Below are 20,856 nucleotides of genomic sequence, written 5' to 3'. Positions count from 1 at the left end.
GTTCCGGGGGTTGCGTGCCCCTGATGTGGGGTTGGCCGCGCCGAGGGCGATGCCGTCCCCGCGCCTCACCTGCCGTCTCAGCCGCCGGCAGGTGGCGCTGCCGGGCCTTCGGGATCCGAGGACCCTTCGGCCCCTGGCGGCGGGTGCCCGAGGGAGGCGTCGCCGCCCTCGAAATCCAGCGCCGGCTGCGCCTGATCATCGGCGGTGGAGATGGTGACGCCCAGCAGCCGCACCGGCTTCGCCAGCGGAAACAGCCCGCGCGCAAGGTCGATGGCGATGGCCGTCAGATCGTTCTGGCCGGCGATGGCCGCCGCGCGGGTGCGGCTGCGCGTGAGGGTGCGGAAATCCGCGTAGCGCAGCTTCAGCGTCACGGTCCGCCCGGACCAGCGATGCGTGTCGCACCAGGCCCAGACCTCGGCGGCCAGGGCGCGGATGCCGTCCTCCACCTGCGCCGGGTCGCGCAAATCCTGGGCATAGGTGGTTTCGCTGCCGGAGGATTTGCGTGGTCGGTCGGGCCGCACCGGCCGTTCGTCCACCGCCTGCGCGATGGCGTGGAAATGCGCCCCCGCCTTGCCGAAATGCTGCTGCAGGAAGGCCAGGCTGCACGCCCGCAGGTCGGCGCCGGTCCGGATGCCCAGGGCCTGCATCTTCGCCGCCGTGGCCGGGCCGACGCCGTGGAAGCGCGCCACCGCGAGCCCCGCCACGAAATCCGGCCCCATCGCCGGCGTGATGACGAATTGCCCGTTCGGCTTGCGGTGGTCGGACGCGAGCTTGGCGAGGAACTTGTTGTAGGACACGCCGGCCGAGGCGGTGAGACCCGTCTCGGCCAGGATCTCCGCGCGGATCGCGGCCGCGACCTGGCTGGCATAGGGCATGCCCTTGCGGTTCTCCGTGACGTCCAGATAGGCCTCGTCCAGCGAGAGAGGCTCGACCAGCGGCGTGTAGCTCTCGTAGATGTCGCGGATCTGGCGGGAGATGGTGCGGTACACCTCGAACCGCGGCTTCACGAAGACTAGGTCCGGGCAAAGGCGGACCGCCTGCAGCGACGGCATGGCGGAGCGCACGCCGAAGCGCCGCGCCTCATAGCTGGCGGCGGCGACCACGCCGCGCTCCCGCGACCCGCCGACCGCCACCGGCCGGCCGCGCAGGGCGGGGTCGTCCCGCTGCTCGACGCTGGCGTAGAAGGCGTCCAGGTCCACATGGCAGATCTTGCGGATCGCGGCTGTCACGGCGGGGCATCCTACCATGGCGCGCCCCTGCGTGGACGCCGCTGCCGCCTGCCGAGGGGAGGAAAGGCCGATGAAGAAGCTGCTGAACGACCCGCGCGCCACGGTGCGGGAGATGCTGGAGGGCCAGGTGGACCTCAACCCCGGCCAGGCGCTGCTGGCGGAGGCCGATGTGGTGGTCCGCGCCGACCTGCCGCCGCCGGGGGCGCGGGAGGTGGCGGTGCTGTCGGGCGGCGGCAGCGGGCATGAGCCGGCGCATGCCGGCTATGTTGGCCCCGGCATGCTGCACGCGGCGGTGGCGGGGGATGTCTTCACCTCGCCCGGGGTGGATGCGGTGCTGGCCGGCATCCGCGCCGCCGCCGGGCCGGCCGGCGCCCTGCTGGTGGTGAAGAACTACACCGGGGACCGGCTGAATTTCGGCCTGGCGGCGGAGCTGGCGCGCGGCGAGGGCATGCCGGTGGAGATCGTGGTGGTGGCCGATGACGTGGCGCTTCACGGCACGGTGGAGCCGGCACGCCGCCGCGGCATCGCCGGCACGGTGCTGGTGCACAAGGTGGCCGGCGCCGCGGCCGCGGCCGGCCTGCCGCTGGCGGCGGTGGCGGCAGAGGCGCGCGCGGCGGCGGAGGCGATGGGCAGCATGGGCGTGGCGCTGGGTGCCTGCACGGTGCCGGCGGCCGGCCGGCCGGGCTTCACCCTGGGCGAGGCGGAGATCGAGCTCGGCCTCGGCATCCATGGGGAGCAGGGGGTGCGGCGCGGGCCCCTGCGCCCGGCGGATGCGCTGGTGGCGGAGATGCTGGAGACCATCCTGGCCGATCGCGGCCTGGCGGCCGGGGCGCGGGTGGCGCTGCTGGTGAACGGGCTGGGCGGCACGCCGCCCATGGAGCTTGCGGTGGTGGCGCGGGCCGCGCTGGCCCTGCTGCGCGGCCGCGGGCTGGTGGTGGAACGCGCCTGGTCCGGCACGCTGCTCTCGGCGCTGGAGATGCCGGGCGTGTCCCTGACCGTGCTGCCGGTGGACGATGGAAGGCTGGCGCGGCTGGATGCGCCGAGCGCGGCACCGGCCTGGCCGGGCAGCGGGCGGATCGCACCATCGCGCATCGTGATCGGCGCGCCGCCCATGCCGCCCGAGGCCGCGCCGCAGACCCCGACGCCGGAAGGCCAGGCGGTGCGCCGCGCGGCCCTGGCCGCCGCGACGGCGCTGGAAGCGGCGGAGGCACGGCTGACCGAGCTGGACAGCGCCGCCGGCGATGGCGACCTGGGGCTGTCGATGACCCGGGGCGCCGCTGCGGTTCGTGCCTTGCCCGAGGGCGCCTGGGCGGATGCGCCCGCGGCGTTGCACGCGATGGGGGAGGCGCTGCGGCGCGCCATCGCCGGCAGTTCCGGCCCCTTCTACGCCACCGCCTTGCTGCGCGCGGCGCGGGCGCTGCCGCCGGGTGCGCCATCGCCGCAGGACTGGGCGAGGGCCTTCGCGGCCGGCGTCGCCGCCATCGCGGAGCTGGGCGGGGCGCAGCCGGGCGACCGCACCATGCTGGACGCGCTGCACCCGGCCGCCCGACGCCTGGGGGAGGCCGTGGCAGAGAGCCGCCCGCTGGCGGAGGCGTGGCGCGAGGCCGTCGCCGCCGCGCGGCAGGGCGCGGAGGCGACGGCCGGGATGCGCCCGCGCCTGGGCCGCGCCAGCTATCTGGGCGAGCGCGCGATGGGCGTGCCGGATGCCGGCGCGGTTGCCGCCCTGACCTGGATGGAGGCGCTGGGCGGATAGAACGGCTGGCCGGTGGCGCCGCGCGCCGTGGGCGCGGCCCTGAAGGCAATGATGCCGAGCGGATCGCGCATCGCAGCGGCTGCGCGCCCCGTTGCCGCGGCCTGCCATGCGAGCCCGCAGCGGCCCCGCGCCGATCCGCGCAGGCCGCAGGCGCCGCGGCGGCGGCCCGCCCATGCCGCGGCGGCTGGGCTGGACCGGCGGGCGGCTATTCCGCCACCTCCTCCAGCACCAGTTCGCAGGTGATGCAGGCGGCATTGGCACCCGGCCGCACGCGCCCCGCATGCACGCGCCCCTGCATGTCCGCCAGCGCGACGGAGAGTGTCGCGCCGTCCTCCGGCGTCACCCCGCCGCCCGTGACCAGCAGCTCCGTCGCGATATCCGGCACCGGCGGTGCATCGGCGAAGCGCGGGGAGACCAGGCTGCCGACCCCGCCGCGCAGCGCGGCACGGTCGATGCCGTGCTCTCGGCAGGCCAGCGCGATCGCCGCCACCGGGTCCTCGTTCGGTCGCACCCGCAGCACCACGGCGCGGCTGCCCTGCGCCGTGGGGCCGGACAGGGCGATGGGCTGGAACAGGGTGAAATTCGTCTCGGCATCGGGTGCGAACTGGAAGCCGGCGCCGGACAGCGCCCAGGCCTGGGCCGTGATGGGCGCGGCGATCACCGTTTCCTCCGGCAGGACATGGCCGGCGCGGCGTCCCGCCGCTTCCCGCCAGATGGCGTGGCAATGCAGCCATGGCGCGCCATCGCGCGTGCCGAAGGTGATCGCCGCCCGTTCCAGCGCCGCGCCGCCGGGCGGGACATGCCGGTCGCTGTACCAGGCGGCGTGGCGGGCATCCGGTGCCAGGGCGGGCAGCACATAGGCGAAGGGACCGAAGGCGCCGCCCGCCAGGTCCAGCACGGCATGCGCATGGCCTTGGGCAGCCAGCGCGGCGGCAATCGCATCCAGCAGGCTGCGGCCCGCCGGCAACACCAGGTCCAGGCGCGTTGCGCGGGCCGGCAGGCTAACCAGCCGCGGCTGCAGTGCTGGCCCCGGCTGCGCGAGGTACGGGGCGGCTTGCGCCCCTTCAAGTGATCCGGTCACGCGAAATCCTCCCCCAGCCCTGACCGCAGGCGGGAACGGCCGCGAGCCGCCGCGCCCGCTGCCGAAGCCCGACACCGGGGCATGACGCTACGCGGTTCGCGAGGCAGGCGGAACGCTGCGCCCGCCTGCCTCGTCATGCGACGGGCGCGCCGAGGGTCGGCGCCGGGATAGCCTTGCCTTTCCGCCACTCCGCATGTCTGCTTCGCTGCCGGCGCGGGCCCTTCTCCGAGCCGATTGCGACCTGATCCGCAGCGGAAAGTCGCCACTTGGCGTGGTCTTTGCCGCGGTGCACAATGGAGATCCACTTCAAGCAGCCGGGAAATGACGATGCCGCTTCGCCGCCGCGAAACTCTTGCCGCCGTTCTGGCATCGCCGGCCATCCTGCGCACCCTGCCGGCCGAGGCCCAGCCGGCCACGCCGGTACGCGGCGGCACGCTGATCTACCTGGAACAGCAGACCTACACGCAGCTCTACCCGCCCGCCGGCGGCTTCTATCCGAATGGCGGCGTGCTGAACCAGATCACCGACAAGCTGACCTACCAGAACCCCCGCACGCTCGAGATCGAGCCCTGGATCGCCGAGAGCTGGACCACCAACGCCGACCGCACGGAATACGTCTTCAAGCTGCGCCCGGGCGTCACCTTCTCCGACGGCACGAAATGCGATGCCGAGGCGGTGGCGAAGAATTTCGACAATTTCGGCCTGGGCAACCGCGACCTGCGCTACCCGGTCTCCGAGGTCATCAGCAACTACCAGCGCAGCGAGGTGGTGGACCCGCTGACCGTGCGCTTCGTCTTCTCCAGGCCGGCGCCGGGCTTCCTGCAGGGCACCTCGGTCATTGGTTCCGGCCTCGTCTCGCTGAAGACGCTGTCCACGCCCTTCGACCAGCTGGGCGATGCGACGAAGATCATCGGGTCCGGCCCCTACGTGGTTCAGCGGCAGACCCTGGGCCGCGAATTGGTGCTGACGGCGCGCACCGACTACGCCTGGGGCCCGAAGCTGCACCCACACCAGGGCCGCGCGCTGCTGGACGGCATCCGCTTCGTCGTGACCGGGGAGGACAGCGTGCGCATCGGCGCGCTGCTGGCCGGGCAGGCCCATGTCATCCGGCAGATCCAGGCCTATGACGAGAAGCAGGTGAAGGATCGCGGCTTCCAGCTCTTCGCCCCCTCCACCCGCGGGGTGAACAACAGCGTGGTGTTCCGGCCGGACAATCCGCTGGTGGCCGAGCTGGCGGTGCGCCGCGCCCTGCTGCACGCCACCAATGCGCAGGAGATCGTGGACACGCTGTTCTCCGCCAACTACCCGAAGGCGACCTCCATCATCGCCTCTACCGCCCAGGGCTACATCAACCTGGCGGAGAAGCTCACCTTCGATCCCGCGCTGTCGGCGAAGCTGTTCGACGATGCCGGCTGGACCATGGGACCCGGCGGCGTGCGGCAGAAGGATGGGAAGCAATTGGTGCTGACCGCCTATGAAAGCCCGCCGCAGCCGCGCAACAAGGACACGCTGCAGCTAGTCGCCCAGCAATGGGCGAAGGTCGGCGTGCGGCTGAACGTGCTGGCCGGCGACCTCGGCAGCCGCACGCTGGACAGCCTGGACCCCGCGCGCACGCCGGTCGCGCCCGCCATGGTCGGCCGTGCCGACCCGGACGTGATCCGCAGCCAGTACCATCCCCTGACGCGCAACGTGCTGCTGCAGGCCGGCGGCGTCGCGACCAAGGTGCAGAATTTCGCCGATGCGCGGCTCAACGCCCTGCTGGACGGCATCGCCTCGGAGCCGGATGGCGAGAAGCGCATGGCCCTGGTGGCCGATGTCCAGCGCTACGTGATCGATCAAGCCTACACCATCCCGATCTTCGAGGAGCCGCAGGTCTTCGCCGCCTCCCCCCGCTTGCGCGGCATGGGGTTCGAGGCGGTGGGACGGCCGAGCTTCTACGGCGCCTGGCTCGCCGCGCGCTGATGGGGCGGTATCTGGCGCAGCGGGTGGGGCAGGCGCTGCTGGTCCTGGCGGCGACCTTCACGCTGGCCTTCCTGCTGCTGCAGGCCCTGCCGGGCGATGCCGTGCTGATCAAGTTCCTCGAGTTGGGGCTCACTCCGGAGCAACTCGCAGACATCCGCATCGCCTATGGCGCCGATGCGCCGCTATGGCAGCAATACCTGCATGCCATGGGGGCCTTCCTGACCGGCAATTTCGGCTATTCGATCCGCGCCGGCGTGCCGGTGACGCAGTTGCTGGCGGAGAACCTGCCCTCCACCCTGCTGCTGTCTGCGCTGGCCTTCGCCGCCGCTAGCCTGCTGGCGCTGGTCCTGGCCCTGCTGGCGACGTTGGGCGGGCAGGGCTGGGTGCGCGCCCTTGTCCGCTCCGTCCCCTCGCTCTTCATCGCCATCCCGGTCTTCTGGCTGGGCATCATGCTGATCCAGGTCTTCTCCTTCCAGCTTGGCTGGATCAGCATCATCAGCCCCGAGCCCTGGGAGGAGCTGATCCTGCCGGTCGCGACCATCGCCGTGCCGATCTCCGCCCCGCTGGCGCAGGTGCTGATCCGCAACATCGACGCCGTGCTGGCGGAACCCTTCGTGACCGTGGCACGGGCCAAGGGCGCGTCGCATGCCTGGGTGCTGCGCTGGCATGTCGCGCGCAACGCGCTGCTGCCGGTGCTGACCATGGCGGGCGTGCTGTTCGGCGAATTGCTGGGTGGCGCGGTGGTGACGGAAGCGGTGTTCGGCCTGAACGGCCTGGGCGGCCTGACCCAGCAGGCGGTGGCGAACCAGGATGTGGCGGTGCTGCAAGCCATCGTGGTGATCTCGGCCGCTGCCTTCGTCGCGATCAACCTGCTCGTCGACCTTCTCTATCCCGTGCTGGACCCGCGGCTGGCCCGCGGGCGGCGCACGGCATGAGCGGCGCCGCGCTGCCGCTGCGCGCCGGCTGGCCGCGCCTGCAACCCGGCCTACTCCTCGCCTGCGCGGTGCTGGCGCTGGTCCTCGCCTGGGCGATCGCGCCCGGCCTGTTCACCGCGCGCAACCCGGTGCAGGGCATTCCCGGCGCGCAGCTTCTGCCGCCGAGCTGGGCGCATCCGCTGGGCACGGACGGGCTGGGCCGCGACCAGTTCGCCCGCGTGGTCTACGGCGCGCGGGAAAGCCTGGCGGGCGCCTTCGTCGCGGTCGCGGTCGGGCTGGTGCTGGGCACCGGGCTGGGAGTGCTGGCCGGGGCGCGCAGCGGCTGGGTGGATGCGGTGGTGATGCGCCTGGTGGACACGCTGCTGGCCATCCCCGGCCTGCTGCTCTCGCTGTCCATCATCATCCTGCTCGGCTTCGGGTCCATCAAGGCGGCGGTCGCGGTCGGCATCGTCGCCGTCGCGCAATTCGCCCGGCTGTCGCGGGCGGAGGTGCTGCGGGTGCGCGCCAGCGACTATGTCGAGGCCGCCTATGGCAGCGGCGGCCGCTTCGGCGCGGTGCTGTGGCGGCATGTACTGCCGAATTCGCTGACATCGGTGCTGGCGCTGGCGGCGCTGCAATTCGGCTCCGCCATCCTGGCGCTCTCGACCCTCGGCTTCCTCGGGTACGGGGCTCCGCCGCCGACGCCGGAATGGGGGCTGCTGATCGCCGAGGGACGCGACTTCCTGGCGCGCGCCTGGTGGCTGACCACCGCGCCCGGCCTGGTGGTGGTGCTGGTCGTGCTTTCGGCCGAGCGCATCAGCCGCGCCATCGGCGGGGCGCGCACGTGACCGCGCGGCTGCTGGAGGTCGCGGACCTCTCGATCCTCTACGATGGCCGGCCGGTCGTTCAGGATGTCTCCTTCGCCATCGCGCCGGGCGAGGTGCTGGCCCTGGTGGGGGAGAGCGGGTCGGGCAAGACCACCACCGCCATGGCCGTGCTGGGCCTGCTGCCGCCGAACGGCCGCATCGCCCGTGGCGCGGTGCGGCTGGACGGCACGGACATTGCCCGCTGGCCGGAACGCCGGCTGGCCGCGCTGCGCGGCGCTCGCCTCAGCCTGATCCCGCAAGACCCTGTCACCTCGCTCAACCCCGTCCGCAGCGTGGGTGCCCAGGTGGCGGAGGTGCTGCGCATCCATGGCGAGCGCGACGGGCCCGGCCTGCGTGCCCGCGTTCTGGAGTTGCTGGAACGGGTCGGGCTGGAACCCGCGGCGCTGCGTGCCGGGCAGTATCCGCACGAACTCTCCGGCGGCATGCGCCAGCGCGTGCTGATCGCGATCGCGGTGGCGTTGCGGCCGGCGCTGATCGTGGCGGACGAGCCGACCAGTGCGCTGGACGTGACGGTGCAGCGCCGCATCCTGGACCTGCTGGACGAGTTGCGCCGGCAGGATGGCACGGCGGTGCTGCTGGTGACGCATGACCTGGGCGTGGCGGCGGACCGCGCCGATCGCATCGTGGTGCTGCGGGACGGACGCATCCAGGAAGCCGGCCCGGTGCGGCAGGTTCTGGCAGCGCCGCGCAGCGCCTATGCAAGGCAGTTGCTGCGGGATGCGCCGTCGCTCACCACCCACCGGCACCGCCCGGCCGCGTCGGGCGGCGACCTGGCGGTGCAGGTCCGCGGCCTGGTGCAGGATTTCCCGGGGCGGGACGGCGCCCCCTTCCGCGCAGTGGACGGTGTCGGCTTCGCGGTGCGGCAGGGCACCACCCATGCGCTGGTGGGGGAGAGCGGGTCGGGCAAGACCACCACCGCCCGCTGCGTCGCCGGCTTCCTGCGCCCGACCGCCGGCGAGGTGCTGGTGGGCGACACCGACGTGACCGCCCTGCGCGGGGAGGCGCTGCGGCATTTCCGCCGGCAGGTGCAGCTTGTCTACCAGAATCCCTATGCCTCGCTCGATCCGCGGCAGACCGTGGCCCGCATCGTCGAGGAACCGCTGCTGAATTTCGAGCCGGTGGCGAAGGCCGAGCGCCTGCGCCGTGTGGCGGCGATGACCGAGCGCGTCGGCCTGCCGGGCGAGTTGCTGGCGCGCCACCCGCGCGCCCTGTCCGGCGGGCAGCGCCAGCGCGTCGCCATCGCCCGCGCGCTGATCCTGCAGCCGCGCGTGCTGGTGCTGGACGAGGCGGTCTCCGCCCTCGACGTCACGGTGCAGGCGCAGATCCTGGCGCTGCTGGAGGAATTGCAGCGCGGCCTCGGCCTCACCTACCTGTTCGTGAGCCACGACCTGGCGGTGGTCCGGCTGATCGCCGACACGGTCACGGTCATGCTGGCCGGGCGGGTGGAGGAGGCGGGGCCGGTCGAGCAGGTATTCCAAGCCCCGCGCTCCGACTATGCTCGGGAGTTGATCGAGGCCATTCCGGGGCGCGCGGCGCCCCAGACGCTGGAGTCCGTGCCATGACCGCGCTGCGCCGCCTGGGCTTCTTCACCCGCCTGCTGGATGAGGGCGATGCGGCGGAACGCTATCGCCTGGCCAGCGCGCAGATCCAGCATGCCGAGGCGATGGGCTATGAGTCCGCCTGGATCGCCCAGCACCATTTCCACGCCGACGAAGGCGGGCTGCCGGCGCCCTTCGTCTTCCTGGCGCAGGTCGCGGCGAAGACGTCGCGTATCCGCCTGGGCACCGGCATCGTGACGCTGCCGATGGAAATGCCGATCCGCGTCGCCGAGGATGCGGCAGTGCTGGACCTGATGTGCGGCGGGCGGCTGGAACTGGGCGTGGGGTCAGGCGGCAACCCGGCGGCCTTCGCCGCCTTCGGGCTGGAGGATGCGGAGCGCGGCGGCGTGTTCCAGCGCAACCTGTCGCTCCTGCTGGATGCGCTGGCGGGCCGGCCGCTGCCGGGCGGCGACCGGGTCTATCCGCCGCATCCGTCGCTGCTTTCGCGGCTGTGGTACGCCACCTTCTCCGTCAGCGGCGCGCGGCGGGCGGGCGAACTGGGCGCGGGCCTGCTGCTGTCCCGCACCCAGCCGCGGCCGGCGGACAAGCCGGATGCGACACTCGCGGACATCCAGGATCCGATGATCGACGCCTATCTGGCCGCGCTGCCGGCCGGCGTCGCGCCGCGCATCCTGGCCTCGCGGTCCGTCTTCGTCGCCGATGACCGGGCGGAGGCGATGCGCTTCGCCGGCATCGGCCTGCGCCGCTTCCACGAACGTCTGGTCTCGCTCGGCCGCGCCCGCGCCGGCGCCAACCCGACCACGGAGGAGCTGATCCGCAGCGCCGATACCCATCTCGGCACGCCGGAGGAGGTGACCGCATCGCTGCGCGCCGACCGCGTGCTGGCCCGCGCGACCGACTTGGCGGTGCAGGTGCATTCGGTGGACCCGCCGCACCCCTTCGTGCTGCGCTCGATCGAGTTGGTGGCGAAGCAGGTCGCGCCGGCGCTGGGCCTGGGCCGCGAAGCGCTGGCGCCGGCCGCCTGAGGGGAAGGGAATACCATGGACCTGATCGACCAGCTGGTCGGCGTCGCGCCCGGCTCGGCGCTGGATGCCATCCGCGCGCGCCGTGCGGTGGCGCGGGCGCAGTCGGTGGAGAGCTACCGCGTGCTGTTCACGCCCGCCGCGCCGGGCGAGGTGAGCATTGCCGAGCGCTTCGCGGTGGGCGCCTATGTCGCCGGCCTGCACGGCCCGTCCCCGACCGCCGAGCACTACATGGCGGAACTGCAGGCGCAGGCGCCGGCGCTGGCCGATGCGGTGGCGCAGGCCATCGCGGCGACCGCCGGCACCGGCCCCTACGGAAGCTTCCCCGCGGGGCCGCTGAGCGCCGAGGACGCGCCGGGCGCCGAGGCCGCGCTGTCGCCGGCACTGGCCGAGGCGCTGGGCCCACGCCTGACGGCCGCGCTGGCGCATGCGCATTTCCTGCTCTTCCACCCGCGCGATGCGGCGCCGGAACGCTTCGCGCCGCTGCTGGCGGCGGGCTGGAGCACGACGGGGATCGTCACGCTCTCTCAGATCGTCTCCTTCCTCGCCTACCAGATCCGCGTCGTCGCCGGCCTGCGCGTGCTGGCCGGCAACCTGGCCGAGGGGCTCGCATGATGACCGACACGATCCTGCAGCCCGAAGGCCACACCGTCCCCGCAGTCTTCACCCGCGCGCAGCTGGACTGGCTGCCCTGGCTGGAGCCGATGCCGGAAGCCGCGCTGACGCCTGAGCATGTGAAGGCGCTGGTTGATCCGGCGCGGGTTAAATCGGCCTATTTCCGCCTGCTGGTGCGCGACCCCGCGGCGCTGGAGGCGCGCACGCGCACCGACAAGGACATCTTCTACAACACCGAGGCCGGGCTGCCGCGCGCCGAGCGGGAACTGGCCGCCGCCGCGGCATCGCGCCTGAATGGCTGCATCTACTGCGCCTCGGTCCATGCCCGCTTCGCCACCACCTATTCGAAGCGGGAAGCCGATGTGGACCGGCTGCTGGCGGAAGGTGTCGGGGCGGAGCTGGGGGAGCGCTGGAACGCGATCGTCGCCGCCGCCGTGGCACTGACAGAAACGCCCATGCATTTCGGCGCGGAGCATGTGCAGCGACTCCGCGCCGCCGGGCTGGACGACCTGGCGATCAGCGACCTGATCCATGCCGCGTCCTTCTTCAACTGGGCGAACCGGCTGATGCTCTCGCTGGGAGAGCCGGCGGCGTAGCACGCCTCATCCCGGCCTGCATCAATGCCGACCGGGATGATCATTGTGTTTCGCGCTCAGCCGCCATGCCAACCCGGCGCGCGATACCGGCGAGCAGACCTCAGGACGTCTGCGCGCCGGTATCAGGCGGCCTGCGCCGCCGGGTCGAAATGCGGGATCGCGTCCAGCAACAGGCGCGTGTAGTCCGCCCGCGGGGCCTGGAAAAGCGCCGCGCTGGGCCCTTCCTCCACCACCCGGCCGCGCTGCAGGACGATGGTCCGCTCGCACATCATCCGCACCACGTTCAGATCGTGGCTGACGAAGAGGAAGGCCAGCCCTTCCTCCCGACGCAGATCGTCCAGCAGCCGCAGGATCACCGCCTGGACCGAGACGTCGAGCGCCGCCGTCGGCTCGTCCAGCACCAGCAGGCGGGGCCGCAGGGCGATGGCGCGGGCAATGCCGATGCGCGCCTTCTGCCCGCCGGAAAGCTGGTGCGGGAAGCGGGACAGCAGCGCGTCCGGCAGGCCGGCGCGGGCGGCGCATTCCGCCACCCGCGCCCGCAGCGCCGGCGTGTTGCCGAAGCCGCCCAGCCTCAGCAGCGGATGCGCGATGCAGTCGAAGGCGGTGAAGCGCGGGTTCAGGCTCTCATGCGGGTCCTGGAAGACGATCTGGATGTCCCGCCGCAGCGGCGAGCGGTGGAAGTCGCGGGCCGGCATCCGGCCCACATCCTGCCCGTCGAAGCGGATCTCCCCCGCCGTCGCGTCGACCAGCCGGCAGATCACACGGGCGATGGTGCTCTTGCCCGACCCGGATTCGCCGACCAGGCCCACGCTTTCCCCCGCCGCGATGGCGAAGGACACATCGTCCACCGCCGTCACCCGTGGACCGTAGCGCTTCAGCAGCCCCTTCACCTCCAGCAGGGGGCCGGCCGGCCGTGGTCGCGCTGGTGCGGGGGTGGGCCGCGCACCCTCCGGCGGCGCCAGATCGGCGATGGTCGAATGGCGCGTGGGGGATGCGGCGACGAGCCGCCGCGTATAGGGATGCGCCGGCGCGCCGAACAGCGCTGCGGGCGGGCCGCGCTCCACCACCTTGCCCGCCTCCATCACCGCGATCGCGCGGCAATACTGCGCCGCCAGGCCGAGGTCATGGGTGATCAGGATCATCGCCAGCCCGCGCTCGGCCACCAGCCCCGCCAGCAGGTCCATCACCGCCTTCTGGGTGGTGACGTCGAGCCCGGTGGTCGGCTCGTCCGCGATCAGCAGCGCCGGCTCGCAGGCGATCGCCATGGCGATCATCACGCGCTGGCACATGCCGCCCGACAGCTCATGCGGATAGGCGTCGAGGCGGTGCTCCGGGTCACGGATGCGGACGGCGCGCAGCAGGTCCAGCGCGCGGTCCCGCGCCGCAGCGCGGGACAGGTCGGCATGCGCCCGCAGCGCATCGGCGATCTGCCGGCCGACGGTGCGGATGGGGTTCAGCGCGGTGCGCGGGTTCTGGAACACCATGGACATGGCACTGCCGCGCAGCGCCTGTAACTCGCCCCGTCCCAGGCGGGTGATGTCGCGGCCGCGGAACCGGATGCTGCCCTGGGTGATCCGCCCGGCGCGGTCCAGCAGCCGTGTCATGGCGAAGGCGGTGACCGACTTGCCGCTGCCGCTCTCCCCCACGATGCCCAGCGTCTCGCCGGCGGCGAGGGAGAGGGAGATGCCCCGCACCGCCTCCACCACGCCGTTGCGGGTGGCGAAGGCGACATGCAGGTCGTCGATCTCCAGCAGCGGCCGCGCGGGCGCCGGGGGTGTGGCGGTGCGCGCCGCCTCCAGCACCGCGCTCATGTCCGCATCCGCGGATCGAGCATGTCGCGCAACCCGTCCCCCAGCAGGTTGAAGCACAGCACGGTCAGCATCAGCGCCAAGCCAGGCATGGCCACCAGCCACCACTTCCCGGTGGTGATGAAACGCGCCCCTTCCGCCACCATGATCCCCCATTCCGGCGTCGGTGCGGTGACGCCGAGGCCGATGAAGGACAGGCCGGCGGCGTTCAGGATGGCCCAGCCGAGGTTGAGCGAGATCTGCACCGCCATGGCCGGCAGCACATTGGGCAGCAGGAAGCGCAGCACCACGGACAGGTGGCTGTCGCCGCAGGCGCGCGCTGCTTCCACCCAGCCCAGGTCGCGGCGGATGTTCACCTCGGCGCGCGCGAAGCGGATGTAGAAGGGCAGGTTGATGATGGCGGTGGCCAGGATGATGTTCTCCACCCGGTTGCCCAGCGCCGCGACCATGGCCATGGCGAGGACGAAGAGTGGGAAGGCCATCAGCACGTCCACGACGCGTCCGACCGCCCGGTCCACCGCGCCGCCCGTATAGCCGCACCAGGCGCCGATGACGGCACCGACGACGAAGGAAAGGCTGACGGCGGAGGCGGCGATGGCGAGGTCGAGCCGCGCCGCGGCCAGCAGCCGGCTGAAGATGTCCCGCCCAAGCTGGTCGGTGCCTGCCCAGTGGTCCCAGCTTGGCGGCTGCAGCGCCTTCGGCACGTTGGATGCGATGGGGTCGTAGGGCATGATCCAGGGCGCGAAGGCGGCCAGCAGGACCAGGGCGGTGGCGCCGGCTGCCGCCAGCGCCGTGACCGGGTTGCCGCGCAACACCCAGCCGACATGGCGCAGCGTCGCGCTCATGCCGCCGTGGCCCGCGGGTCGGCCAGGCCGTAGAGCAGGTCCACGGTCAGGTTCACCAGCACGAAGATGGAGGCCATGAGCAGCACGAAGCCCTGGACCGGCGCATAGTCCGAGGCGAGCAGCGCATCCAGCGCATAGGAGGCGACGCCGGGCCAGGAGAAGACCTTCTCGACCAGCACATTCGCCCCGAGCATGGTGGAGAAGACGATGCCGGTGATGGTCAGCACGGGCACCAGCGCGTTGCGCAGCGCATAGACGACGATCACCCGCCCTTCCGCCAGGCCAAGCGAGCGGGCGGTGCGGATGAAGTCGCTGCCCAGCACGGCGAGCATGGAGGCGCGGGTCATCCGCGCCAGCGGCGCCAGGACGAAGAGCGCCATGGTGGAGGCCGGCAGGATCAGCTGGCTGGCCGCCGCCCACCAGCCTTCCCAATCGCCCATCAGGGCGAAATCCACCAGCAGGAAGCCGGTGATCTCGGGCCGGGAACTCGCAAAGATGTCGATGCGGCCGGTGGGGTCGGGCGCGATGCCGAGCACGACGTAGAAGACATAGACCAGCAGCAGGCCGGAGACGAAGGTCGGCACGCAGACGCCCATGGTGCAGACCAGCCGCACCGCATGGTCCAGCAAGGACCCCGGCCGCAGCGCCGCGAGGATGCCGAGCGGCAGGGCGAGCGAGAGCGCCAGGGCCAGGGCGGAAAAGGTCAGTTCGAGGGAAGCCGGCAGGCGCCGCCGGAGGTCCGTCATGACCGGCTGGCCGGTGGTCAGCGACCGGCCGAGATTCCCATGCGCGATATCCCCAAGGTAGCGAACGAGCTGGATCGGGATCGGCTGGTCCAGCCCCAGCTCCTTCCGCAGCGCCTCGATCTCCTCCTGCCCCGCGGTGGGGCCGGAGGCGAAGAAGACCGCCGGGTCGCCCGGCAGCACGCGCATCAGCAGGAAGGTCAGCACCACCACGCCGAACAGTGCGGGCAGGGAGGCGAGAAGCCGCCCCCCCACCCGCCGCCCGGCGCTGCGCAGCGCCCGCATCAGGCGCGGCTCAGGTCGCGGAAGTCGATCTGCCGGTAGTACTGGTAGGTGAAGCCTTCCAGGTTGCGGGCCATCACCGCCTCGAAATTCGGCTGCCAGAGGAAGAGCTCCGGCATCTCCTGCGCCAGGATGCCGACCATGCGCCGGCACATCGCCTCGTACTTCACCGGATCCAGCTCGAACTGCGCGGCCTCGGTCAGCGCATTGATCTCCGGGTTGTTGTAGTTGCTGAAATTCCAGCGCTGGTCGCGGGTGAAATAGAGCCGGACATAGTAGTCGGTCTCCGGCAGCCAGGCGGTGGCGCCGTCGACGAACATCGGCAGGCGCTTCTCCGCTTGGGCGGTGTTGAACTGCGCGTCCGGCATCTTCTGCAGCTCGACCTGGATGCCGATCCGCGCCAGCGCCTCCTTCACCAGCGCGGCCAGCGGCTCCATCGCCGCGGCCTGGCCGGCGCTGAAGCTGAAGGTGGTGCGGAAGCCGTCGGCGAAGCCGGCCTCGGTCAGCAGGCGCTTCGCGCGCGCCAGATCGGTATGCTGCGGCATGGGGCGCGGAAAGCTGGCATCCGGCGGCAGCTCGCTCCAGTTTCCGCCATAGAGCTTGCGGCCGCGGCCGAAGATGGAGGCCTGGAACATGTCCTCATAGGGCATGGCGGCGCCGATCGCCTGCCGCACCTTGACGTTGTCGAAGGGCGCCATGCGGGTGTTGAAGGCGATATGCGTGAAGCCGTTGGCGATGGGCGTGGAGAAGATCTTCACCCGGCCGCGCTGCTGCAGCGCCGGCACGTCGCTGGCGAGAAGGTCGATCGAGAGATCGGCATCCCCGCGCTCCACCAGGCTGGCGCGGGTGGCGGCTTCCGGCACGGTCTGGGCGATGATCCGGCGGAAGAAGGGCAGCTTGCCCTCCGGCCCGTTCTTCCAGGCGTCGTTTCGGCGGAGGATGAGCTGCTCGCCCGGCCGGTTGCTTTCCACCGTATAGGCGCCGCCGCCGGCGGTATTTTCCTTCATCCATTGCTGTGCCCAGGGATCGTCCGCCGTGGCGTGCTTCTTAGCCAGGGTGCTGTTGATCATGATCACATAGGGAACGCAGAGATTCATCAGCCCGCGGCGGTCGGGCTTCGCCAGCACCGCTTCGACCGTCATCGGGTCCAGGATGCGGAACTGGTCAGGGCTGACCCAGTTGCTGATCTGCAGCTGGCTCTTTGCCAGGGAGTTGGCCGAGACATGGCGGTCGAGCGACCACTTCACGTCCTCGGCCGTCACCGGGGTGCCGTCATGCCACTTCGAATCGCGGCGGATGCGGAAGGTGAAGCGGGTGCCGTCGGGGGAGACGGTGTAGCTCTCGGCCAACTCGCCGCGGATGTTGGTGTGGTCGAAGCTGAAGCCGCCGAGGACCGGCTTCTTCCCGAAGGCGACCAGCCGGTCATAGACCTGCATGCCGATGCCGAAGGATTCGCGCGTGGCGCCCGGCATGGTCAGGTCGAGCGTGTTGATGGTGTTGCCGGTGACCTGTCGCAGGGTCTCGGCGCGCGTCTGCGCCCCTGCGTCCCGCGGCATCGCCGCCAGTGCCGCCGCCCCCGCCAGGCCCCTCAGGCCGCCACGCCGTCCGATCCGCATCCTCGCCACCCTCGCGCTGATCCCGCGCGTGATGGCGTCCCGTCCCGAGCCGGCCCCTTTGCCGGGGCGCTGTGCTTCGGCGCAGGCTACAAGCAGCCGGCGCCGCGACCAAGCCCCCTAACGCATGCCGTAGTCGCGCGCCGCGGCATCCGGCGTCACATAGCCATCCGCCAGGTCGTCCCGCAGCGCCTGGGGATCGCGCCCGGCGGGCGGGCCGAAGCCGCCGGACCCCGGCGCCTCCACCGTCACCACGGATCCGGGCGGGGTGGTGAAGGCGCCCTTGCCGGGCAGCGGCCGGCGTGTGCCATCCGGCAGGTCGATCCAGAGCCGCGCATTGCTGCCGGGCAGGCCGCCGGCCTGGCCGAAAGGCGGCGTCACCGCCCGCTCGAAGCACATGGCGCCGCGCAATTCATGCCCCAGCACGCGCCAGGACCGTCGCACGCCAAGCCCGCCGCGCCAGGTTCCGGCGCCGCCGCTGTCGGGCACCAGCGCGTATTCCTCGACGCGCAGCGGCGCGCTCATCTCCAGCACCTCGACCGGCGTGTTCAGCATGTTGCTGATGACGGCCGAGACGGCATTGATGCCATCCTTGACCGGCCGGGCGCCGAAGCCGCCCTTGGTACTCTCGTAGCTGACGAAGCGCTGGCCGGTCCGGTAGTCCAGCCCGCCGAAAGTGGTGATGCCGCTGGTGCCCTGCGATCCCGCCAGAACCCGGTCCGGCGTGATGGCGTGCATGGCGGCGAAGACCATCTCCGAGACGCGATGCGACATCTCGTGGTTGGCATAGACCACGGGAGAGGGTTCCTGCGCATTCACCACGCTGCCCGGCGGCGCCGTGACCGTCACCGGCCGCCAGCAGCCGCTGTTGGGCGGGATCAGGCTGTCGGGGTCCAGGATCATCTTCAGCGCTGCATAGACGCCGGAGGCGGTGACGCTGAGCGGCGCGTTCATCGGCCCGGGCACCGCGGGGTCGGACCCGGCGAAGTCGGCGGTGATCGTATCGCCGCGCTTGCGCAGCGCCAGCTGCAGGCGGAAGGTCCGGTCGTCCGTGTCGCCCTGCTCGATCACGCCGTCGCCGTCGATGATGTCGGCGAAGCCCGCATCGCCATCCGGCAGGGCGGCCAGCGCCTGGCGCAGCATCGCCTCCGAATAGTCCAGCACGGCATCCATGATGCGCAGCAGCTCATCCGTGCCGTATTTCCGGGCGAGGCCGAGCATGCGCTCCACCGCGCGACGATTGGCCGCGACCTGGGCGCGGATATCGCCCAGCCGCTCCGCCGGCGTGCGGACATTGGCCAGGATGATGGCCTCGACGGACGGATCCGGTTCGCCGTTGCGATAGAGGCGGACGGGCGGCAGGCGCAGCCCTTCCCCGTAGATCTCCGTCACCGCGCCATAGCTGCCGGGCGTGGCGCTGCCGATGTCGGGCCAGTGCGCGCGGACGCAGCCGAAGCCCAGCAGCCGCCCCTCGTGGAAGGCCGGCATCACCACGTTCACGTCCGGCAGGTGGGACCCGCCGCGATAGGGGTCGTTGTGGATGAAGACATCGCCCGGGGCCACATCCGGGAAGGCGCGCGCCACGCTGCCCACCGCATCGGGCATGGAGCCGAGATGGATCGGCAGGTCCGGGCCCTGCGCCACCATCTCACCCCGCGCATTGAAGATGCCGCAGGAATAGTCTCCGGCCACCTTCAGCAGCGGCGAATAGGCGGTCTTCGCCAGGACGATCTTCATCTCCTCGGCGGCGGAGAGGAGGGCGTTCTTCACCACCTCGAAGCGGGCGGGATCGATGCCGTGCAGGGCGGGGTGCGGCATGGGTCAGGCTCCCCGCGCCAGGCGCAGCATGCCGTGCTCGGCCACGCCGGCGGTCCAGCCCGGCGGGACGACGGTGGTGCTGTCGAGCGCCTCGATTACCGCCGGGCCGGCAATGGCGGCGCCGGGCGGCAGCCCGTCCCGCCACAGGATGCGGGTCGGGTGGGGCCTGCCGCCGAACCAGGCGGTGCGCTCGCCCTCCCGCGCCGCGCCGGGGCGGCTGGCCTGGGCCAGCGCCAGGCGCGGCTGCCGGCCGAGCACGGTGAGGCGGAGATTCACCATCTGCACCGGCTCCTTCTCATTCGCATGGCCATAGGTCTGGGCGTGCTTCGCATGGAAGGCGCCGGACAGGGCACGCAAGGTCTCGGCTGTCACCGGCCCGTCCTGCATGGGCACGGTCAACTCATAGGCCTGCCGGCCATACCGGCAATCGGCCTGGCGGAGCAGCGCCCACCGCGCTTCCGGCACGCCGGCGGCGCGCAGCATGGCCAGTCCCTCCGCCTCCATCGCCGCCACCGCATCGGCGACGCGGGCCGGGTCCACGCTGTCCAGCGCCGCATAGAGCGTGCGGGAGAAGTCGCGCCGCAGGTCCGTGGCAACCAGGCCGAGGGCGGAGAAGGCGCCGGGCGCCGGCGGCACCACCACCTCCGGCACCTGCAACTCCTCCGCCAGGAAGGCGGCATGCACCGGGCCGGCGCCGCCGAAGGCCATCAGGCTGAACTCGCGCGGGTCGTGCCCGCGCTCGATCGAGACGATGCGCAGCGCGTCGCACATGTTGGCGTTCACCACCTCGATGATGCGCGCCGCGGCTTCCGTCACGCTCAGGCCCAGCGGCCCCGCCACATGCCCGGCGACCGCCCGCTCGGCCGCCGCGCGGTCGATCCGCAGGCGGCCATCCAGCAGCGCGCCGCTGTCAAGATAGCCGAGCAGGATATTGGCATCCGTCACGGTCGGCTTGGTGCCGCCGCGGCCATAGGCGGCGGGGCCGGGCATGGCGCCGGCGCTGTGCGGGCCGACCTTCAGCGCGCCGCCCGGATCCACCCAGGCGATGCTGCCGCCGCCGGCGCTGACTTCCGCCAGGTCCACCACCGGCACGCGGATCGGGTGGCCGGTGCCGGCGATGAAGCGCTTGCCGTTGACGCCGCCGCCCACCTCGTACTCGGCGGTGACCGTCACCTCGCCATCGGCGATGACGCTGGCCTTGGCCGTGGTGCCGCCCATGTCGAAGGACAGGATGTTGGGCAGGCCGAGCTGCTCGCCGACCAGCGCCGCCGCCACCACGCCGGCGGCCGGGCCGCTTTCCACGATGGCGGCGGGCATGCGCAGGCATTCCGCCACGTCCAGCACGCCGCCGCCGCTGCCCATCACATGCAGCGGCGGCAGGCCAAGGGTGCCGGTCGCCGCCTGCAGCCGCGCCAGGTAGCCTTCCAGCAGCGGGCCGACATAGGCGCAGACGGCCGTCGTGCTGGCGCGCTCGTATTCCCGGATCTCTGGCAATACCTCCGACGACAAGAAGACCTGCACCCCCGGCAGCGCCGACCGCAACCGGTCGCCCAGGCGCCGCTCATGCGCATCGTTCAGGAAGGAGAAGAGGAGGGAGACGCCGACCGTCTCGGCGCCCGAGGCGCGGATGGCATCGACCAGCGCCGGCACCTCGTCCTCGGCCATGGGTGTCACCACCTGCCCCTGGGCATCGATCCGTTCGGTGATCTCGAAGCGGCGGCGGCGCGGGATCAGCACGCTCGGCCCGTCCTGGAACAGGTCGTACAGGTCGGCGCGGGCGCTGCGGCGCAGTTCGAGCACATCGCGGAAGCCGCGGGTCGATACGAAGGCGGCCGTTGCCCCCTTGTGTTCCAGCAGGGCGTTGGTCACGACCGTTGTGGCATGCGACAGCAGTGTGACCGCGGCGGCGTCGATCCCCTGCTCCGCCAGGCCCTGCCGCAGCCCGTCCAGGACGCCCTGGCCGAAATCCGGCGGCGTGGTCAGCACCTTGGCGACGGCGATGCGGCCCGTCGCCTCCTCCACCATGGCGACATCCGTGAAGGTGCCGCCGATATCCACGCCGATGCGCCAGGCCATGGCTCCGATCCCCCTGCGCGGCCGGAAGCCGGGCGCCGTGCGGCAGGCAGCTT

Annotated in this window: 16 protein-coding genes; 8 read left to right on the top strand and 8 right to left on the bottom strand. The window is 72.1% G+C overall.

Annotated features, from left to right (window positions below; all coding sequences use genetic code 11):
* Window positions 1-77: 77 nt before the first annotated feature.
* On the bottom strand, window positions 78-1,229 hold the full coding sequence (gene dinB / locus E2C05_RS01945) for a DNA polymerase IV (RefSeq protein WP_240046515.1): 1,152 nt from the start codon (window positions 1,227-1,229) through the stop codon (window positions 78-80).
* 70 nt (window positions 1,230-1,299) lie between these two features.
* Here dinB and E2C05_RS01940 point away from each other — a divergent pair, with 70 nt between their 5' ends.
* The gene (locus E2C05_RS01940) at window positions 1,300-2,982 is read left to right on the top strand and encodes a dihydroxyacetone kinase family protein (RefSeq protein WP_133217910.1); all 1,683 of its coding nucleotides are present in this window, start codon (window positions 1,300-1,302) and stop codon (window positions 2,980-2,982) included.
* A gap of 205 nt (window positions 2,983-3,187) precedes the next feature.
* On the opposite strand, the gene E2C05_RS01935 is transcribed toward E2C05_RS01940, so the two are convergent.
* Entirely contained in the window at window positions 3,188-3,952 is a 765-nt protein-coding gene (locus E2C05_RS01935; RefSeq protein WP_205082681.1) for a PPC domain-containing DNA-binding protein, read from the bottom strand.
* A gap of 438 nt (window positions 3,953-4,390) precedes the next feature.
* On the opposite strand from E2C05_RS01935, the gene E2C05_RS01930 reads away from it, so the two are divergent.
* From E2C05_RS01930 to E2C05_RS01900, 7 genes are read left to right on the top strand one after another with little or no spacing between them, the layout of a single operon-like run.
* Window positions 4,391-6,025, top strand: a complete 1,635-nt coding sequence (locus E2C05_RS01930; protein ID WP_240046514.1) for a TIGR04028 family ABC transporter substrate-binding protein — start codon at window positions 4,391-4,393, stop codon at window positions 6,023-6,025.
* Complete coding sequence (locus E2C05_RS01925) at window positions 6,025-6,960, top strand: ABC transporter permease (protein WP_200305290.1); 936 nt, start codon at window positions 6,025-6,027, stop codon at window positions 6,958-6,960. Before E2C05_RS01930 ends, E2C05_RS01925 begins: the two co-directional genes overlap by 1 nt.
* Window positions 6,957-7,787: an ABC transporter permease gene (locus tag E2C05_RS34485; RefSeq protein ID WP_240046513.1), complete on the top strand. Its 831-nt coding sequence runs from the start codon at window positions 6,957-6,959 to the stop codon at window positions 7,785-7,787. The genes E2C05_RS01925 and E2C05_RS34485 overlap by 4 nt, the downstream gene beginning before the upstream one ends.
* Window positions 7,784-9,388 (top strand): dipeptide ABC transporter ATP-binding protein, encoded by a 1,605-nt coding sequence (locus E2C05_RS01915; RefSeq protein WP_240046512.1) that lies wholly within the window; start codon window positions 7,784-7,786, stop codon window positions 9,386-9,388. The genes E2C05_RS34485 and E2C05_RS01915 overlap by 4 nt, the downstream gene beginning before the upstream one ends.
* The gene (locus E2C05_RS01910; RefSeq protein ID WP_133217906.1) at window positions 9,385-10,410 is read left to right on the top strand and encodes a putative FMN-dependent luciferase-like monooxygenase; all 1,026 of its coding nucleotides are present in this window, start codon (window positions 9,385-9,387) and stop codon (window positions 10,408-10,410) included. The genes E2C05_RS01915 and E2C05_RS01910 overlap by 4 nt, the downstream gene beginning before the upstream one ends.
* A 15-nt stretch (window positions 10,411-10,425) precedes the next feature.
* Window positions 10,426-11,022: a CMD domain protein gene (locus E2C05_RS01905; RefSeq protein ID WP_133217905.1), complete on the top strand. Its 597-nt coding sequence runs from the start codon at window positions 10,426-10,428 to the stop codon at window positions 11,020-11,022.
* On the top strand, window positions 11,022-11,618 hold the full coding sequence (locus tag E2C05_RS01900; protein ID WP_133217904.1) for an alkylhydroperoxidase domain protein: 597 nt from the start codon (window positions 11,022-11,024) through the stop codon (window positions 11,616-11,618). Before E2C05_RS01905 ends, E2C05_RS01900 begins: the two co-directional genes overlap by 1 nt.
* Before the next feature lie 122 nt (window positions 11,619-11,740).
* Here E2C05_RS01900 and E2C05_RS01895 read toward each other — a convergent pair whose 3' ends face one another.
* From E2C05_RS01895 to E2C05_RS01870, 6 genes are all read right to left on the bottom strand, one after another.
* Window positions 11,741-13,429, bottom strand: coding sequence for a dipeptide ABC transporter ATP-binding protein (locus tag E2C05_RS01895; protein WP_133217903.1), 1,689 nt, complete (start codon window positions 13,427-13,429; stop codon window positions 11,741-11,743).
* Window positions 13,426-14,271 (bottom strand): ABC transporter permease, encoded by an 846-nt coding sequence (locus tag E2C05_RS01890; RefSeq protein ID WP_133217902.1) that lies wholly within the window; start codon window positions 14,269-14,271, stop codon window positions 13,426-13,428. Before E2C05_RS01890 ends, E2C05_RS01895 begins: the two co-directional genes overlap by 4 nt.
* Window positions 14,268-15,299: an ABC transporter permease gene (locus E2C05_RS01885; RefSeq protein WP_133217901.1), complete on the bottom strand. Its 1,032-nt coding sequence runs from the start codon at window positions 15,297-15,299 to the stop codon at window positions 14,268-14,270. Before E2C05_RS01885 ends, E2C05_RS01890 begins: the two co-directional genes overlap by 4 nt.
* On the bottom strand, window positions 15,299-16,912 hold the full coding sequence (locus E2C05_RS01880) for an ABC transporter substrate-binding protein (protein WP_133217900.1): 1,614 nt from the start codon (window positions 16,910-16,912) through the stop codon (window positions 15,299-15,301). Before E2C05_RS01880 ends, E2C05_RS01885 begins: the two co-directional genes overlap by 1 nt.
* A gap of 117 nt (window positions 16,913-17,029) precedes the next feature.
* Entirely contained in the window at window positions 17,030-18,727 is a 1,698-nt protein-coding gene (locus E2C05_RS01875) for a hydantoinase B/oxoprolinase family protein (protein WP_133217899.1), read from the bottom strand.
* A 3-nt stretch (window positions 18,728-18,730) separates the two neighbouring features.
* A complete protein-coding gene (locus E2C05_RS01870; RefSeq protein ID WP_158291886.1) occupies window positions 18,731-20,803 on the bottom strand; it encodes a hydantoinase/oxoprolinase family protein in 2,073 nt (690 codons plus the stop codon).
* Window positions 20,804-20,856: the final 53 nt, after the last annotated feature.

It is taken from the genome of Paracraurococcus ruber (assembly GCF_004353985.1).
Classification (GTDB): Bacteria; Pseudomonadota; Alphaproteobacteria; order Acetobacterales; family Acetobacteraceae; genus Paracraurococcus; species Paracraurococcus ruber.
Note: the sequence above shows the minus strand (reverse complement) of the source record. Positions and strands in the feature narration are given on the sequence as shown.

Coding starts and splice junctions, on each gene's coding strand:
- E2C05_RS01940 (WP_133217910.1), top strand. CDS start 1,300: ATGAAGAAGCTGCTGAACGACCCGCGCGCCACGGTGCGGGAGATGCTG.
- E2C05_RS01930 (WP_240046514.1), top strand. CDS start 4,391: ATGCCGCTTCGCCGCCGCGAAACTCTTGCCGCCGTTCTGGCATCGCCG.
- E2C05_RS01925 (WP_200305290.1), top strand. CDS start 6,025: ATGGGGCGGTATCTGGCGCAGCGGGTGGGGCAGGCGCTGCTGGTCCTG.
- E2C05_RS34485 (WP_240046513.1), top strand. CDS start 6,957: ATGAGCGGCGCCGCGCTGCCGCTGCGCGCCGGCTGGCCGCGCCTGCAA.
- E2C05_RS01910 (WP_133217906.1), top strand. CDS start 9,385: ATGACCGCGCTGCGCCGCCTGGGCTTCTTCACCCGCCTGCTGGATGAG.
- E2C05_RS01905 (WP_133217905.1), top strand. CDS start 10,426: ATGGACCTGATCGACCAGCTGGTCGGCGTCGCGCCCGGCTCGGCGCTG.
- E2C05_RS01900 (WP_133217904.1), top strand. CDS start 11,022: ATGACCGACACGATCCTGCAGCCCGAAGGCCACACCGTCCCCGCAGTC.
- E2C05_RS01895 (WP_133217903.1), bottom strand. CDS start 13,429: ATGAGCGCGGTGCTGGAGGCGGCGCGCACCGCCACACCCCCGGCGCCC.
- E2C05_RS01890 (WP_133217902.1), bottom strand. CDS start 14,271: ATGAGCGCGACGCTGCGCCATGTCGGCTGGGTGTTGCGCGGCAACCCG.
- E2C05_RS01885 (WP_133217901.1), bottom strand. CDS start 15,299: ATGCGGGCGCTGCGCAGCGCCGGGCGGCGGGTGGGGGGGCGGCTTCTC.
- E2C05_RS01880 (WP_133217900.1), bottom strand. CDS start 16,912: ATGCGGATCGGACGGCGTGGCGGCCTGAGGGGCCTGGCGGGGGCGGCG.
- E2C05_RS01875 (WP_133217899.1), bottom strand. CDS start 18,727: ATGCCGCACCCCGCCCTGCACGGCATCGATCCCGCCCGCTTCGAGGTG.
- E2C05_RS01870 (WP_158291886.1), bottom strand. CDS start 20,803: ATGGCCTGGCGCATCGGCGTGGATATCGGCGGCACCTTCACGGATGTC.